Below are 14,429 nucleotides of genomic sequence, written 5' to 3' on the forward strand. Positions count from 1 at the left end.
AGCCCCGCTTTCATTCTCTAGAGGTGAAAAAATGGCAGGTCATTCCAAGTGGGCGAATATTAAACATCGTAAAGCGGCCCAGGATGCGAAACGCGGCAAAATCTTTACCAAGTTGATTCGTGAGTTGACGGTCGCGGCTAAAGAGGGCGGTGGCGTGCCGGATGACAATCCACGTTTGCGAGCCGCCGTTGATAAAGCGCTGGGTGCAAATATGAAAAAGGATACCATCGAAAAGGCGATCCAGCGTGGTGTCGGCGGTGGGGATGGGGATAACTATGATGAGCTAACCTACGAGGGCTATGGTCCGAATGGCGTGGCTATTCTGGTTGAGTGTATGACGGATAACGTCAACCGCACCGTTTCGCAGGTGCGCGCGGCCTTTACCAAGCATGGCGGTAATTTAGGCACGCATGGCTCGGTTTCTTATCTGTTTGAGAAAAAAGGCCAGATCAGCTTTGAAACCGGTGATGAAGACCAGATTATGGAGCTGGCCCTAGACGCCGGTGCTGAGGATGTGATTAGCCATGAAGATGGGTCGATCGAGGTTTTAACTCAGGTTGCGGATTTCATGGATGTGAAACAGGCGTTGGTGGCTGCCGGTTTAGAACCGGTGGATGCCGAGGTGGCGATGATTGCGGCGACACGTGTGGAGTTGGATCTTGAGGCCGGTCAGAAGGCGTTAAAGCTGCTGGATGCTCTGGAAGATCTGGATGATACCCAGAATGTCTTCCATAACGCGGATATCCCAGAAGAGGCGATGCTTTAATGGGCCTGCGTGAATGCTAGTCTTGGGCATAGATCCTGGCTCGCGTATCACCGGTTATGGCGTGATACGCTCCTTGGCGGGGCGGAATGAGTATGTGGCCAGTGGTTGTATCCGCATACAGGGCGAGGATTTAGCAGAGCGTTTGCGCCAAGTCTATGCCGGTGTCAGTGAGATTATTGAGACCTATCGCCCTGAAGAGTTCGCCATCGAGCAGGTCTTTATGGCGCGTAATGCCGATTCTGCGTTAAAGCTGGGGCAGGCGCGTGGTGTCGCGATCGTGGCCGCAGCGAATCAAGCTTTGCCGGTGTTTGAATATTCTGCGCGTAAAGTTAAGCAATCGGTGGTAGGCGCTGGGGGCGCGGATAAGGTGCAGGTGCAGCATATGGTGTCGCATCTGCTGAAGCTCCCGGGCTTGCCGCAGGCGGATGCGGCCGATGCGTTAGCGATTGCTCTCTGCCATGCGCATGCGCGCAGCTCCCTTCTGAGTTTAGCAATGGCCCATCGTGGGCAGGGTGGTCGTTGGCGATGACGTTACATATTGAAGATTTTGTGTATTATGCCGACCTTCTCGGGGTGGCCGTTTTTGCGGTGACCGGTGTGCTGGCCGCTCAAGGCAAACAAATTGATCTGTTTGGAGTCATGGTGTTGGCCGTTGTTACCGCACTAGGCGGCGGAACGATTCGAGATCTAGCGCTGAACGCGCATCCGTTAATCTGGATTGCAGACCCTATTTTACTTTGGACAGCACTGGGAGCAGCATTGCTGACCTTTGTGCTTTGTCGCTATTGGCCCTATCCACGTCGCACGCTTTTGGTCTTGGATGCCGCAGGCCTTGCGCTTTTTGCGATCGCTGGGGCGGAAAAAGCCATGGCTTTGGGTTTCTCGCCCCTTATCGCCGTGATTATGGCGATCAGCACCGGTTGTGCCGGCGGCATGATCCGCGATTTGATGACGGGTCGAATCCCCGCTATTTTGCAGCATGACGAGTTTTATGCCACCTGCGCCCTCTTGGGCGCCGCATTTTATGTGCTGGTGCATGGTTATGTGGATCCCAATATTTTGGCCTTTTTATCGATGCTTCTGATTTTTGTGATACGTCTATTGGCGGTGTTCAGTGGTGTGCGTTTGCCGGTGTTTTTGGTGGCCGGTTTGGATCATCCACCACGACGTCCGAGCTTGCCGAAGCGTTTAAAGCGGCGGCGCCAACGTCCGGGTTCGGATAAGGAAGAGAATAAATGATCGGTCATCTGCGTGGGCGTTTGTTGGAAAAGCAGCCTCCTTTTCTGTTGCTGGAGGCGGCGGGTGTAGGTTACGAGGTTGAGGCCTCGATGAACGCCTGTTATCGCTTACCGGAGGTGGGTCAGGAAGTGGCTCTGTACACTCATTTAGTGGTGCGTGAAGATGCGCAGTTGCTATATGGTTTTGCGGATCGTGCCGAACGCACGCTGTTTCGTGAGTTAATTAAAACCAACGGTGTGGGTCCTAAGCTTGCGTTGACGATCCTGTCTGGAACCAGTGGTGAGGCGTTTATTCGTTGTGTTGAGCAGGAAGATGTGGCAACCCTGGTCAAGCTGCCAGGGGTGGGTAAGAAAACGGCGGAGCGTCTGATTATTGAGATGAAGGATCGCTTAAAACCGTTAATGTCTGTGCCCTCGCTTCCGGTCAGTGGCTTGTTTGCGGCGGCTCCGGCTGTATCCGAGGAGTGGATTCAGGATGCAGTCTCTGAAGCGGAAAGTGCGCTGCTGGCTTTGGGCTACAAACCTGTACAGGCCACTCGTGCCGTGAGTCAGGCGCAAAAGCAACTGGGAGAAGAGGCGAGTGTTGAAGCCTTAATTCGTCAGTCCTTGAAATCGATGATCAGTTAACAGAGGAAGGCGAGGATGATTGAAGCGGATCGCTTTATCACTCCCCGAGTCGCGGGTAAGGTAGAGGAGGTTCAGGATAAGGCGGTGCGGCCTCAGTCCTTAGCCGATTATCAAGGGCAGCCAGTGGTGCGTGAGCAGATGGAGATTTTTATCCATGCCGCCCGTCAACGAGGCGAGGCCTTGGATCACACCCTGATTTTTGGCCCGCCGGGGCTGGGTAAAACCACTTTAGCCAATATCATTGCCAATGAAATGGGGTCGCAGATTAAAACCACGTCTGGCCCAGTGTTGGAAAAGGCCGGTGATGTGGCGGCTCTTTTGACCAATTTGGATGCGGGTGATGTTCTGTTTATCGATGAGATACATCGCCTGAGTCCTCAGGTTGAGGAGATCCTGTATCCAGCGATGGAGGACTATCAGCTGGATATTATGATAGGGGAAGGTCCGGCCGCCCGGTCGATTAAAATTGATTTACCACCCTTTACCCTGGTAGGTGCGACCACGCGTGCCGGGCTGTTAACCTCTCCGCTGCGAGATCGTTTTGGTATCGTCCAGCGTCTTGAGTTCTATTCTATTGAGGATTTGACCGGCATTGTGCAGCGTGCTGCGGCGCTAACCGGGACGCCGATCGATCCAGATGGTGCGCGTGAAATCGCGCGACGTGCCCGTGGAACCCCACGTATCGCCAATCGACTGCTGCGTCGAGCACGCGATTATGCTGAAGTGAAAGGGCGGGGTGAGATAACACGACAGATGGCAGATTTGGCGCTGAACATGTTAAATGTCGATGAGCGGGGCTTTGATCAGATGGATCGGCGCTTGCTTTTGGCGATGATTGAAAAGTTCTCCGGTGGCCCGGTCGGAGTTGATAGTTTGGCTGCGGCGATTAGTGAAGAGCGCGACACCATTGAAGATGTGCTTGAACCCTATTTGATTCAACAGGGATTTATGATGCGTACGCCACGCGGACGTATGGTCACTGAGCACGCGTATGTACATTTTGGTTTTCAGCCACCGCAGAGTCAGAAACTGGATGAAAGCTGATCCGGATCAAAAGCCCGCCTAACCAGATTGATAAGATGAAGGTTCCTTTCTATTGGAGTCGCCTTCCATGTCGCAAAAGTCCCTAGGGTATCCGCCTTTGGCGCCCTTTCGCGTGGAGCTGGAAACACTTTATCAGCAACTTGCGAGTGAGGCGCGTTTAGCGATGAGTGATCCGCGAGCGGTGATTCCCCTGCATGATCTGCGCCGTTGTGTGCAAGCGCTTGAACGTATAGGGGCTGACCAGTATGGTCGCTGTCTTGATTGTGGAGAATGCATCGAATTGAGCTTCTTAAAAGCCGATCCCACCACGCCTTACTGCATGGCCTGTACAGGTAAACACCTAGGCTGAGCAGTTGCACAAAAAATTACACTTTCTGTACCAGTGGAGACTTGTATAAATTTTAACTGCTGCTATTGTGTGCACTTCGAAAAGCACTCGCGGTGGGGGAGATGGCGTTTACCTGGACACAGAGAGTTTACATAGAAGACACTGACTTTGGCGGCATTGTTTACTACGTAAATTATCTCAAGTTCATGGAGCGCGCTCGAACCGAACTGTTACGCAGTGCAGGGGTGTCTCAGCAGCAATTGCGTGATGACAATTTTGTCTTTGTGGTTCGTAAAACAGAGTGTACCTATCTTCAGCCTGCCCGTCTTGATGATGAATTATTGGTGGATGTTTCGATTGAAACCTCGACCCCCGTGCAGTTGACGTTTCTGCAGCGGATCTTTCGTAAAACCGATTCAGTTAAATTATGTGAAGCAAGGGTTCAAATTGTCTGTGTCTCAGCAGATGAGTTGAAACCACGGCGGCTGCCTGCTGGGCTGCTTGCTGCAATAGAAGGCCAGTCTTCTGCCTAGGAGTGAAACGTGCAAGAAAAGTTGTCCATCTGGAGTCTAATCGTCGACGCCAGCTTTATCGTTCAGTTGCTCATGTTGGCTATGCTGATCGCTTCTTTTTTATCCTGGGTCATGATCTTTCAGCGTCGTAGCGTGATTCGTGCTGCGATCCGTTCGATGCGTGAGTTTGAAGAGCGCTTTTGGTCGGGAGCCGATTTAGGTCAACTCTATCGCGAAGTCAGCCAAAATCCGAATGAAGACTGTGGTGTCGAAAATATTTTCCGTGCGGGTTTGAAAGAGTTTACGCGTTTAACTCACCAGGGTAAGGCGCATCCTGATGTAGTAATGAACGGTGTACAGCGCAGTATGCGTGTGGCTATCGCGCGCGAAGAGGAAAAGCTGGAAAAACACCTGCCATTCCTGGCAACGGTCGGTTCGACGACACCCTATATGGGATTATTTGGAACCGTATGGGGAATTATGAACTCTTTCCGTGGTCTGGCCACTATGCATACAGCTACCATTTCAGTGGTCGCACCGGGTATTGCTGAAGCCTTGATCACAACGGCAATAGGTTTGTTTGCGGCGATTCCGGCGGTGATTGCATTCAACCGTTTCACCGCGCAGTCAGAATCTCTGATGAGCAATTATGAAACCTTTGCTGATGAGTTTTCGAGCATTCTCTACCGTCGTGTACATGCGCTCTGAGGTTGCTTGAATGGAATGGCGAGTACGTAAAAAGCGTAAGTTGAACTCGGACATCAACGTCGTTCCTTATATCGAGGTGATGGTGGTGTTGCTGGTGGTGTTTATGTTAACCACCCCGATGCTGACTCAGGGGGTCGATGTGGATCTGCCGCAAGCGACAGCTCAACCCGTGGATACCAAAGATGATGAGCCTTTGATTGTGACTTTGGATGCTCAGGGTCTTTATTATGTGAATATCGGCGGTGATGATCGCGAACCCGTAGCGGCTGAAATCCTTCAGGATCGTATCGAGAAAGTATTGAATACGGACCCTGATAAAATGTTGCTGGTGCGTGGAGATAAAACGGTATCCTATGATCAGATCATACAGCTGATGGTGCTGCTGCAGCGTGCAGGGGCTCCCAGTGTAGGCTTGGTTACAGAGTAGGCTGAAGTGGATAATCGCAGTTACAGACTGCCAGTCGTTTGGGCAACCCTGGTGCATTTGGCGGCTGTTTTGCTGTTATTGGGGCATTGGTTTGACTTAAAACAAGCGCAAAAGACACCCAGGCCCATGCAGGCGCAGATGATAGATTTAGCCAGTCTAGATCTACCCGCTTCGCCCAGCCCTGCGCCCACGCCGGCACCGACACCTGAGCCGCCGAAACCGGTTGAGCCGCCACCACCACAACCGCGGCAGGAAGAGCAGCGCCGTCAAGAGGAACAGAAGCGCCAAGAAGAACAGCGTCAGGCGGCACAAAGGCAGGAACAGCAACGCCAAGAAGAGCAGCGCAAAGCGCAGGAAGCTGAGCGTCAGCGCGTTGAGGCTGAGCGTAAGAAGCAGCAAGAATTGGTTGCGCAGCGAGAAGCGGAGTCGCGCTTGAAGGCGGAACAGGAACGCCAGAAAGCGGAAGCTGAACGTAAAAAGCAGGAAGAGTTGGCCGCACAGAAAGCAGCGGAAGAGAAACGCAAGCAGGAAGAAGCGGCGAAAGCAGCAGAAGAGAAGCGTAAGCAAGAAGAAGCTGCGAAGCGCGCGGCAGAGGAAAAGCGTAAGCAGGAAGAGGCGCAGGCCAAAGCGCGTGAAGAGGCGCGTCAGCGTGAACTGGCTGCGCAAAAAGCCGCCGAAGAAAAAGCGCGTGCCGAAGCCGCAGCGGCTGCTCAGGCGGCCGCGAATGCGGTGATAGGTGACATAGGCTCGTATATTAGTGCCATGCTAACGCGAAATTGGATGATTCCAGCCAGCGCGCGCAATGGTATGGAGGCGACAGTCGAAATACAATTGCTGCCGAATGGCGAGATTGCGGACGTACGAATTGTTAAGAGTAGTGGTGATCTAGCCTTTGATCGTTCGGCTGAACAGGCTGTACGTCGTACTGAGCGGTTACCGCGCGTGGCAGAAGTGGATCCATTACTCTTTGAGCGACGTTTACGTCGCACACAAGTGGTTTTTAGACCTGAAGGTTTGAGGTGGTAAGCGCATGAAAAAAGCATGGATATTTGTCCTGTGGGTGACTCTCTGGAGTCACCTGGCCCATTCACAGCAGCTGGTGGTTGAAGTGACCCAAGGTATGGACAGCGCCAATCCGATCGCTGTAGTGCCCTTTGCTTGGAGTGGACAGCCTCTGAATGAGGATGTGGCGGCAATTATTGGTCAGAATCTTGAGCGCAGTGGTTTCTTTAAATCCATGGCGCGTGAAAATATGCTGAGCTTTCCTTCGACTCAGGAGCAAGTGTTTTTCCGTGACTGGCGGGTACAGAAAAATGATTATCTGGTGATCGGGCGTATGGAGCCCAGTGGCGGTGATCAGGTTTCTGTCGTATTTGAGTTGTATGACGTCCTCAAAGAGCAGCGCATTCATGCTCAGCAAGTGAGCGGATCGACTGCGAACCTGCGTGATGTGGCACATTTTATATCTGACATTATTTTTGAGCAGTTAACGGGCATCAAGGGTGCCTTTTCGACTCGTATTGCTTACGTGACATCGGAGCAGCTTGGGCCGAACCAGCAACGTTTCCGTTTGCACATGGCGGATTGGGACGGTATGCGTCCACGCACGATCTTGGAATCCAGTGAGCCGATCCTATCCCCAGCCTGGTCGTTTGATGGCAGTAAGTTGGCTTATGTGTCCTTTGAAACGTCGCGTCCTTCTGTGTATGTGCAGCATTTGGCCACAGGTCAACGTGAACGTATTCAATCCTTCCCAGGTTTGAATGGTGCGCCGGCTTGGTCACCGGATGGACGTCGTTTGGCGTTGACCCTGTCTAAAGATGGCAACCCCGAAGTCTATGTTTTAGATCTCCAGAGCCGCAATCTGGAGCGTATGACGAATAACAGTGCGATCGATACCGAGCCTTTCTGGTCACCGGATGGTCGTCATCTGTACTTTACCTCTGACCGTGGAGGCTCGCCCCAGATCTATCGACTGGATATGAGCTCCCGTGGAGTTGAGCGTGTGACATTCGAGGGCAATTATAATGCTCGCGGACGTCTCACCCAGGATGGACGTTTCCTGGCCATGGTTCACCGTGGCAGTTCGCGCCGTTTTCAGATAGCCGTTCAAGACTTACAGAGCGGACGTCTGGATATTTTGACCAACAGTGATTACGATGAATCGCCGAGCATTGCGCCCAATGGCAGCATCATAATCTATGCAACGCAGCAGGGTACCCGTGGGGTCTTGGCTGCGGTTTCCCTAGACGGCCGCATACGTTTTAATATGCCTGCTGCCCAAGGGGATGTCAGAGAACCTGCGTGGTCGCCATTTCTTAGATAAACTGAGTAAACCTTAACTTAATAAGCGCAATCCACGAGGATTGCATGCAGGAGATAAACATGCGTTCAACGAATGTAACTAAAGCTTTGGCGTTGGCGGCCGTTATGGCTTTTGCTGCGGGTTGTAGCTCTAAGAGTGCTAAAACCGATTCTGATTCCATGGGTGCAGGCGCTGATGCCTCTGCTTACGGTGCAGGTCAGGGTGCCGGTGTAGGCGCGGGCAGCTGGGAAGCCGTTGCAAATCTGCGTACTGTGTTCTACTTCGACTTCGACCGTGCCGTTGTACGTCAAGAAGGATTTTCTGATCTGGAAGGCCATGCTCGCTACCTGGCTGCTAATCCCTCTGCAGCCGTTCGCTTAGAAGGTCATGCGGATGAGCGTGGTACGCGTGAATACAACATGGCTCTGGGTGAGCGTCGTGCGAAAGCGGTTGAGCGTCTGCTGGTTGTGAATGGCGTGCAGGCACGTCAGATCGAAACCATCAGCTACGGTGAAGAGCGTCCTGCTGTGACCGGTAACCACGAAGGTGCTTGGTCTCAGAACCGTCGCGTTGAACTGAAATACGTTAGCCGTTAATTATCGATGATGAAACACTCACTGAAAGCACTTCTCTTGACAATGACACTGCCGGTATCTGCACTGGTCTATGGCCAGGTCCCGGTGTTTCAGATCAGTGGAAGTGATGCGTCACGCATGGATCAAGGGTTCAGCACGCAGTCCGCGCAAAGCGAATTGATCTTGCTGGTACAGCAGCTTCAAGAAGAGGTGCAGCAGTTGCGTGGTGAGTTGGAAACCGCTCAGCACAAGCTGAACCGCTTAGAAGCGGATTCCCGCGATCGTTATCGTGACGTAGACCGACGCTTAAGCGTGCTGATGCAAGCGGCCTTAGAATCTGCGGATGCGGCAGGCGGTGCGCCTATGATGGATATGTCACCTGCGCCGGCAGAAGAGACAGCCGAGGCGGCACCGACGCCAGCAACCCCTTCTGAAGCGTCTTCAGTGAGTGATCAAGAGGCTTATGATCAAGCCTTTGCATTGGTGCGTGAGCGCCGTTTTGCGGAGGCGATCAAAGCATTTGAGGCGTTTGTACAGTCTTATCCTGATCGCGACAATACCGCGAATGGTTATTACTGGTTGGGCGAGTTGTATCTCGCCCAGCAAACGCCTGCCCAAGCACGCGTGCATTTCGAAAAAGTGCTGGAGGCGTTTGCCAGCCATCACAAAGTTCCAGATACCATGTATAAGTTGGGAGTGACTTACGCCCAACTTGGTGAAATGGAACGCTCTCGCAGTATGCTGAGCCGTGTGCAGTCTGAATTCCCACAGAGCACAGCGGCAACCTTAGCTCGCAATTACCGTCCCCCAAATCAATAAGGAGAGCGTGTGACCCAGCGTGCGGTTGTACTTTTATCGGGTGGTTTAGATTCAGCAACCTGCTTGGCCTTGGCGCAATCCCAGGGTTATGAGTGTTATGTGTTGAGTTTTGACTATGGCCAGCGTTCGGCAACAGAGCTGAATGCGGCACGTGCCTTAGCCTCAGCAATGGCCGTAAAAGAACACCGTGTTTTGCGTTTACATCTCGAGGATTTTGGCGGGTCTGCCCTAACGGACAATACTTTGGAGGTTCCAGAGTATTCGGTCGAAGGTGAAATTCCGGTGACCTATGTGCCGGCACGTAACACAGTCTTTTTGTCTTTGGCTTTGGGCTGGGCTGAGGTGCTGGATGCCGACGCGATCTTTATTGGCGTGAATGCCGTGGATTATTCCGGTTACCCGGATTGTCGTCCTGAATTTATCCGTGCTTTTGAAGCTATGGCTGCGCTGGCAACACGTCAAGGCGTAGAAGGGCGACCTATCCGTATTGAAACACCGCTGTTATACCTCACCAAAGCCGAAATTATTCAAGCAGGCTTGTCCCTAGGTGTGGATTACGCGCAAACCCTCTCCTGTTATCAGGCGGACGAGCAGGGGCGTGCCTGTGGTCGTTGTGATAGTTGCCGTTTGCGTGCGAAAGGCTTTGCTGATGCCGGTGTTGCCGATCCTACACGCTATCAATCTAGTGTAAATTGATCTCCTTGCCGCCACTGGGCATGAGTGTTGGCGCAGCTTCAGTATTTTGATCACTCTATGAACGGGCCGGAAAACTCGCTAGTTGCCATTCTCTTGCGTCATTTTCTCAGGTGCGCAGACTTCTGCCTATGTTACAATGACACTTCTGTTTAACTCGCCTGCCTAGCGGCAGACTATTCGGATCTAAGATACCTTCATGCTGACTAAACGTGATTTAGATGACCGTATTTTGGTGCAGGAGCATTTTGCACAAGAGCACCTTCCTTCGGCGATGGATGAAGCCACCCGTGATGCTTTACAAGCAGAAATTCGTGATCTTTTAATCAAAAAAGATGCATGCTTGGTGGCCCATTATTATACCGATCCGATGATTCAAGCGCTGGCAGAAGAAACCGGCGGCATCGTTGCCGATTCTTTGGAGATGGCACGCTTTGGAAGTCGGCATCCAGCGTCTACTCTGATGGTTGCGGGTGTGCGTTTTATGGGCGAGACAGCAAAAATTTTAAGCCCGGAAAAGCGGATTTTAATGCCGACTTTAGAAGCCACCTGCTCTTTGGATTTGGGTTGTCCGATCGAAGATTTCTCTGCATTTTGTGATCAACATCCGGATCATGAAGTCGTAGTCTATGCCAATACTTCGGCAGCCGTGAAGGCGCGAGCCGACTGGGTGGTGACGTCTAGCATCGCTTTGCGTGTGGTCGAACACCTGGCTTCTGAAGGTAAAAAAATTATCTGGGCCCCGGATAAGCATCTGGGTGAATACGTTCAGCGCCAGACGGGTGCGCAGATGCTGCTGTGGGATGGTGCTTGCATTGTGCATGAAGAGTTTAAGGCCCAAGGCATACGCGAACTGAAAAAGGTTTATCCAGATGCCGCGGTGCTGGTGCATCCTGAATCCCCTGATGCCGTAGTCGCTTTGGCAGATGTGGTGGGGTCAACCAGTCAGCTGATCAATGCGGCGGCGGCCTTACCTAATCAGATCATGATTGTGGCGACGGATCGCGGTATTTTCTACAAGATGCAGCAAGCGGCCCCGGATAAAACCCTGATTGAAGCGCCCACAGGTGGAACAGGTGCGACCTGTCGCAGTTGTGCTCACTGTCCCTGGATGGCGATGAACGGTTTGGAGTTGATTCGTGATGGGCTCTTGCAGGCAAAAGAGGAAGTTGAGGTCAGTGCTCAGCTGATTGAGCGCGCACGTATTCCTTTGCAGCGCATGTTGGATTTTCCGTTGAAATAGCCCTGAGTGCAGGGTGCCAGCATAAAAAAACGGGGCCGTCATCGCCCCGTTTTGATTTTATTTATTCAAGCCTCTAGGTAAAACCCAGGCTCTGGGGAAAGCTTAGCCAGATACATTTCTGGCTTCAAAAATCCTCACGCATTTGGCGACGTATCTCTTGGGCTTCTTTTTCACGACGCTCTAGACGCTCTTGGTCGGAAGCGGTTAAACCGCGCTCACGCTTGGCAAACTCCAGTTGTCTAAGTGCCTGATCAAAATTTCCGGTAAGCAGAAAATATTCAATACGTGCTTCATGTACTGCCAAGATATTACCTAATAAACCTTCGGTTTCAGCCAGCTCATACCAGGCATCTGTATCGTTCGGATAGTTCTGCAAAATAGCACGATATTGAGCGGTAGCTTGCGTATAGTTTTGCGATTCGCGCATCACGCGTGCCTGCAGCTTTTGCACAGGAAGGCTACCAGGGTAGAGCGCCAATAAGCGTTGGCTCGCTTCAGCGGCCTCAGCTTTGCGTCCTGCTGCCAGTAACCATTCGACATAGGTGATTTCGGTATACAGGTGCTGGCGCCAGTTGTCAGGAAGCTTGCGGTAATGGGTTTCGGCTAAAGCGAGATCACCGGTGCGCATGGCGGCGAGCATGACACCATAATCATGTCGGCCAGCCTGGCTGCTACGACTATCGGCTAAAAAACGTTGCAGGATTTCGCCGGGTTGGCTACTAAAGTGAACCTGTAAGCGTGTTCGAATCAGATCAAAATCTGGGCTGTAAGGGCGGGGGGAGGGGCGTTGTAGGCTGCTCACACGGTTAAGTGAATCGGCAATACGTGATTCCGTAACTGGATGGGTGAGCAAAAACTCGGGAGGTCTTTGTCCGTAAAAGCGATAGTTGCGCTGGAGGCGCGAGAACATATCGGGCATGGCTTGTGGGTCGCGTCCACTGGCTGTGAGGGTTTGCATGCCGATACGATCTGCTTCCTCCTCGTTGCGACGACTAAAAGCAAGTTGTGCTTGGGCCGAAGCCGCGAGTGTTGAGGAAAGTGCAGCGGCACCCCCCTGGGTATCCATTGCACCGATCAGGATGCTGGCGAGTACCCCGGCGAGCATGACAGGCCGATTACGGCGCTCCTCTTCCAAGCGTTGGGCGAAATGTCTTTGACTCAGATGTGCCAGCTCATGTGCTAACACCGAGGCCAGTTCATCTTCGCTTTCAGCGGCGACGACTAATCCACCATGTACTCCAACAATGCCGCCCGGTACGGCAAAGGCGTTAAATGTTGGATTATCTAAGACGATTAATTCCAAACGACGATCTTGCAATTGGCTATGAGGAACGAGATCCCAAAGCAGCTCCTCAAGATAATGATAAACCAGCGCATCATGCATCAAGGGGGCCTGGCCACGAAGAATTCTGGCCCAATTGCGCCCTAAACGATATTCCGACTGTAAAGAGATGGCGCTTGAGGTGGCATCGCTCAGCACGGGTAGCCGTGTTTCCAAAGCGGTTTGTGCGGCACTCGGTGTACTCAGACCCAGTAAACCGATCAAAGCGAAGGTGAAAAAATGGCCGGAGAGGAAAGCATTGCGCACGTGAACACACTCCATAAAGGGTTGTCTATACACGCCTAAAGTAAAGAAGGCGTTGGTTGTAATACACTTCAGTTGTAATACTATAAGCTGCCATTTGCGACTCAGCAGCTGCCAGAATTCTACCTGGGCTCTGCCTACTCTACACGGAAGCCTGTTTGAGTCGAGAGTCGATTGTCTTTTACTGTGAAATTAGGGGGATTAGATGTCCGATAGGCCGGATCAGTTACTGGATGCTTCAGGTTTGAACTGTCCTTTACCCCTGTTAAAAGCGAAACAGGCTCTAAATCGGTTACAGCCAGGACAGGTGCTCAAGGTGATTGCAACCGATGCTGGCTCAGTACGTGATTTTCAGGCGTTTACAGACCAGTCAGACCATGAGTTATTAGAGTCGTTCCGTGACGCAGAGCGTTTCATTTATGTTATCCGGCGTGGTCTAAAGACGCGTGCTTAAGCAGGATTGAGCTTTATGCTGAAAATAATCAGTAAATGGATTCATCGCTACTTTTCTGACGAAGAGGCGCTGCTGTTATTTGTCCTCTTGGCTGCTTCCCTGATTGTGATTTTGACTCTGGGAGGGGCGCTCGCACCGGTTTTCATCAGCATTATACTAGCCTTCCTGATGCAGGGAGGAGTTAACCGCTTAAAGCGTTATATGCCGCATAAACTGGCTGTTTTGTTGGTCTTTACCGGTTTTGTGGCGCTTTTTTTGGCTTTTATGTTGCTGGTTTTGCCTCAGGTCTGGCGGCAGTTGGTCACCTTACTCAATGAAGCCCCTCGGATGGTGATGGAGGTGCAGAAGGTTTTGTTGCTGCTACCCGAACATTATCCTGAGTTGGTCACCGAGCAGCAGGTTCGCCAGTTGATTGCGATGGCGGCGACGGAGATCGGCCGTGCTTGGCAATGGGCATTAACCTTTTCGATCCATTCGCTATCTAACATAGTGGCACTACTCATCTACTTGATTTTAGTACCGATCCTGGTGTTTTTCTTTCTGATGGACGGCGGCAAATTGTCCATGAGTCTGGCAGCTTATTTACCCGAAAAGCGCGATATGATGCGCCGGGTTTGGACCGAAATGGACGCTCAGATCGCAAACTACATTCGGGGTAAGGTGATCGAGATATTGATTGTCGGTGCTGTCTCTTATGTGGTTTTTGTGATTCTGGGTTTGAATTATGCAGCGTTGCTGGCTTTGATGGTCGGGCTGTCGGTCGTCATCCCCTATATAGGTGCTGCAGTGGTGACTCTGCCGGTTGCCGGTGTGGCCTTTTTCCAGTGGGGCTGGGGAACAGAGTTTATGACCTTGATGGCTGCGTATTTTATTATTCAGGCTTTGGATGGCAATGTTCTGGTGCCGATCCTATTTTCGGAAGCGGTGAATTTGCACCCTGTGTCGATTATTGTGGCCGTGCTTTTGTTTGGTTCGCTCTGGGGGGTGGTCGGTGTGTTTTTTGCGATTCCTCTGGCGACCTTGGTGAAATCAATCGTCAATGCTTGGCCCAAGGCGCTTGAGCATCATGCTGAAACCCCTCCTCCGGATGCAGAAGAGGGGTAGA

Annotated in this window: 18 protein-coding genes; 17 read left to right on the plus strand and 1 reads right to left on the minus strand. The window is 52.0% G+C overall.

Annotated elements, in window-relative coordinates; genetic code table 11:
* Positions 1-31 precede the first annotated feature (31 nt).
* From E1H14_RS06735 to nadA, 15 genes are all read left to right on the plus strand, one after another.
* Positions 32-766, plus strand: coding sequence for a YebC/PmpR family DNA-binding transcriptional regulator (locus E1H14_RS06735; protein WP_149390689.1), 735 nt, complete (start codon positions 32-34; stop codon positions 764-766).
* A 13-nt stretch (positions 767-779) separates the two neighbouring features.
* Complete coding sequence (gene ruvC, locus E1H14_RS06740) at positions 780-1,295, plus strand: crossover junction endodeoxyribonuclease RuvC (RefSeq protein WP_149390690.1); 516 nt, start codon at positions 780-782, stop codon at positions 1,293-1,295.
* Positions 1,292-2,005, plus strand: coding sequence for a trimeric intracellular cation channel family protein (locus E1H14_RS06745; RefSeq protein ID WP_149390691.1), 714 nt, complete (start codon positions 1,292-1,294; stop codon positions 2,003-2,005). The genes ruvC and E1H14_RS06745 overlap by 4 nt, the downstream gene beginning before the upstream one ends.
* Entirely contained in the window at positions 2,002-2,631 is a 630-nt protein-coding gene (gene ruvA, locus E1H14_RS06750; protein WP_149390692.1) for a Holliday junction branch migration protein RuvA, read from the plus strand. Before E1H14_RS06745 ends, ruvA begins: the two co-directional genes overlap by 4 nt.
* A gap of 15 nt (positions 2,632-2,646) precedes the next feature.
* The gene (gene ruvB / locus E1H14_RS06755) at positions 2,647-3,675 is read left to right on the plus strand and encodes a Holliday junction branch migration DNA helicase RuvB (protein ID WP_149390693.1); all 1,029 of its coding nucleotides are present in this window, start codon (positions 2,647-2,649) and stop codon (positions 3,673-3,675) included.
* Between the two features lie 67 nt (positions 3,676-3,742).
* Entirely contained in the window at positions 3,743-4,024 is a 282-nt protein-coding gene (locus E1H14_RS06760) for a TraR/DksA family transcriptional regulator (RefSeq protein WP_149390694.1), read from the plus strand.
* Between the two features lie 101 nt (positions 4,025-4,125).
* Positions 4,126-4,536 (plus strand): tol-pal system-associated acyl-CoA thioesterase, encoded by a 411-nt coding sequence (ybgC, locus tag E1H14_RS06765; protein ID WP_149390695.1) that lies wholly within the window; start codon positions 4,126-4,128, stop codon positions 4,534-4,536.
* Between the two features lie 9 nt (positions 4,537-4,545).
* A complete protein-coding gene (tolQ, locus tag E1H14_RS06770; protein ID WP_149390696.1) occupies positions 4,546-5,223 on the plus strand; it encodes a protein TolQ in 678 nt (225 codons plus the stop codon).
* A 10-nt stretch (positions 5,224-5,233) separates the two neighbouring features.
* Positions 5,234-5,650, plus strand: coding sequence for a protein TolR (gene tolR / locus E1H14_RS06775; protein ID WP_149390697.1), 417 nt, complete (start codon positions 5,234-5,236; stop codon positions 5,648-5,650).
* 6 nt (positions 5,651-5,656) lie between these two features.
* Positions 5,657-6,676, plus strand: coding sequence for a cell envelope integrity protein TolA (gene tolA, locus E1H14_RS06780; RefSeq protein ID WP_149390698.1), 1,020 nt, complete (start codon positions 5,657-5,659; stop codon positions 6,674-6,676).
* 4 nt (positions 6,677-6,680) lie between these two features.
* Positions 6,681-7,976 (plus strand): Tol-Pal system beta propeller repeat protein TolB, encoded by a 1,296-nt coding sequence (gene tolB / locus E1H14_RS06785; protein WP_149390699.1) that lies wholly within the window; start codon positions 6,681-6,683, stop codon positions 7,974-7,976.
* A 59-nt stretch (positions 7,977-8,035) separates the two neighbouring features.
* A complete protein-coding gene (gene pal, locus E1H14_RS06790) occupies positions 8,036-8,551 on the plus strand; it encodes a peptidoglycan-associated lipoprotein Pal (RefSeq protein WP_149390700.1) in 516 nt (171 codons plus the stop codon).
* Between the two features lie 42 nt (positions 8,552-8,593).
* Positions 8,594-9,349, plus strand: a complete 756-nt coding sequence (gene ybgF / locus E1H14_RS06795; protein ID WP_235017414.1) for a tol-pal system protein YbgF — start codon at positions 8,594-8,596, stop codon at positions 9,347-9,349.
* Positions 9,350-9,358: 9 nt separating this feature from the next.
* The gene (queC, locus tag E1H14_RS06800) at positions 9,359-10,045 is read left to right on the plus strand and encodes a 7-cyano-7-deazaguanine synthase QueC (RefSeq protein WP_149390702.1); all 687 of its coding nucleotides are present in this window, start codon (positions 9,359-9,361) and stop codon (positions 10,043-10,045) included.
* Positions 10,046-10,241: 196 nt separating this feature from the next.
* On the plus strand, positions 10,242-11,285 hold the full coding sequence (gene nadA, locus E1H14_RS06805) for a quinolinate synthase NadA (RefSeq protein WP_149390703.1): 1,044 nt from the start codon (positions 10,242-10,244) through the stop codon (positions 11,283-11,285).
* Positions 11,286-11,409: 124 nt separating this feature from the next.
* On the opposite strand, the gene E1H14_RS06810 is transcribed toward nadA, so the two are convergent.
* A complete protein-coding gene (locus E1H14_RS06810; protein ID WP_235017408.1) occupies positions 11,410-12,873 on the minus strand; it encodes a M48 family metallopeptidase in 1,464 nt (487 codons plus the stop codon).
* Between the two features lie 202 nt (positions 12,874-13,075).
* Here E1H14_RS06810 and E1H14_RS06815 point away from each other — a divergent pair, with 202 nt between their 5' ends.
* Positions 13,076-13,324, plus strand: a complete 249-nt coding sequence (locus tag E1H14_RS06815) for a sulfurtransferase TusA family protein (RefSeq protein WP_149390705.1) — start codon at positions 13,076-13,078, stop codon at positions 13,322-13,324.
* A 15-nt stretch (positions 13,325-13,339) separates the two neighbouring features.
* Positions 13,340-14,428 carry an AI-2E family transporter gene (locus E1H14_RS06820; protein ID WP_149390706.1) on the plus strand — a complete coding sequence of 363 codons (1,089 nt, stop codon included), beginning with the start codon at positions 13,340-13,342 and terminating at the stop codon, positions 14,426-14,428.
* Position 14,429: the final 1 nt, after the last annotated feature.

Source organism: Nitrincola tapanii, from assembly GCF_008368715.1.
Classification (GTDB): Bacteria; Pseudomonadota; Gammaproteobacteria; order Pseudomonadales; family Balneatricaceae; genus Nitrincola; species Nitrincola tapanii.

Coding starts and splice junctions, on each gene's coding strand:
- E1H14_RS06735 (WP_149390689.1), top strand. CDS start 32: ATGGCAGGTCATTCCAAGTGGGCGAATATTAAACATCGTAAAGCGGCC.
- ruvC (WP_149390690.1), top strand. CDS start 780: ATGCTAGTCTTGGGCATAGATCCTGGCTCGCGTATCACCGGTTATGGC.
- E1H14_RS06745 (WP_149390691.1), top strand. CDS start 1,292: ATGACGTTACATATTGAAGATTTTGTGTATTATGCCGACCTTCTCGGG.
- ruvA (WP_149390692.1), top strand. CDS start 2,002: ATGATCGGTCATCTGCGTGGGCGTTTGTTGGAAAAGCAGCCTCCTTTT.
- ruvB (WP_149390693.1), top strand. CDS start 2,647: ATGATTGAAGCGGATCGCTTTATCACTCCCCGAGTCGCGGGTAAGGTA.
- E1H14_RS06760 (WP_149390694.1), top strand. CDS start 3,743: ATGTCGCAAAAGTCCCTAGGGTATCCGCCTTTGGCGCCCTTTCGCGTG.
- ybgC (WP_149390695.1), top strand. CDS start 4,126: ATGGCGTTTACCTGGACACAGAGAGTTTACATAGAAGACACTGACTTT.
- tolR (WP_149390697.1), top strand. CDS start 5,234: ATGGAATGGCGAGTACGTAAAAAGCGTAAGTTGAACTCGGACATCAAC.
- tolB (WP_149390699.1), top strand. CDS start 6,681: ATGAAAAAAGCATGGATATTTGTCCTGTGGGTGACTCTCTGGAGTCAC.
- pal (WP_149390700.1), top strand. CDS start 8,036: ATGCGTTCAACGAATGTAACTAAAGCTTTGGCGTTGGCGGCCGTTATG.
- ybgF (WP_235017414.1), top strand. CDS start 8,594: ATGACACTGCCGGTATCTGCACTGGTCTATGGCCAGGTCCCGGTGTTT.
- nadA (WP_149390703.1), top strand. CDS start 10,242: ATGCTGACTAAACGTGATTTAGATGACCGTATTTTGGTGCAGGAGCAT.
- E1H14_RS06815 (WP_149390705.1), top strand. CDS start 13,076: ATGTCCGATAGGCCGGATCAGTTACTGGATGCTTCAGGTTTGAACTGT.
- E1H14_RS06820 (WP_149390706.1), top strand. CDS start 13,340: ATGCTGAAAATAATCAGTAAATGGATTCATCGCTACTTTTCTGACGAA.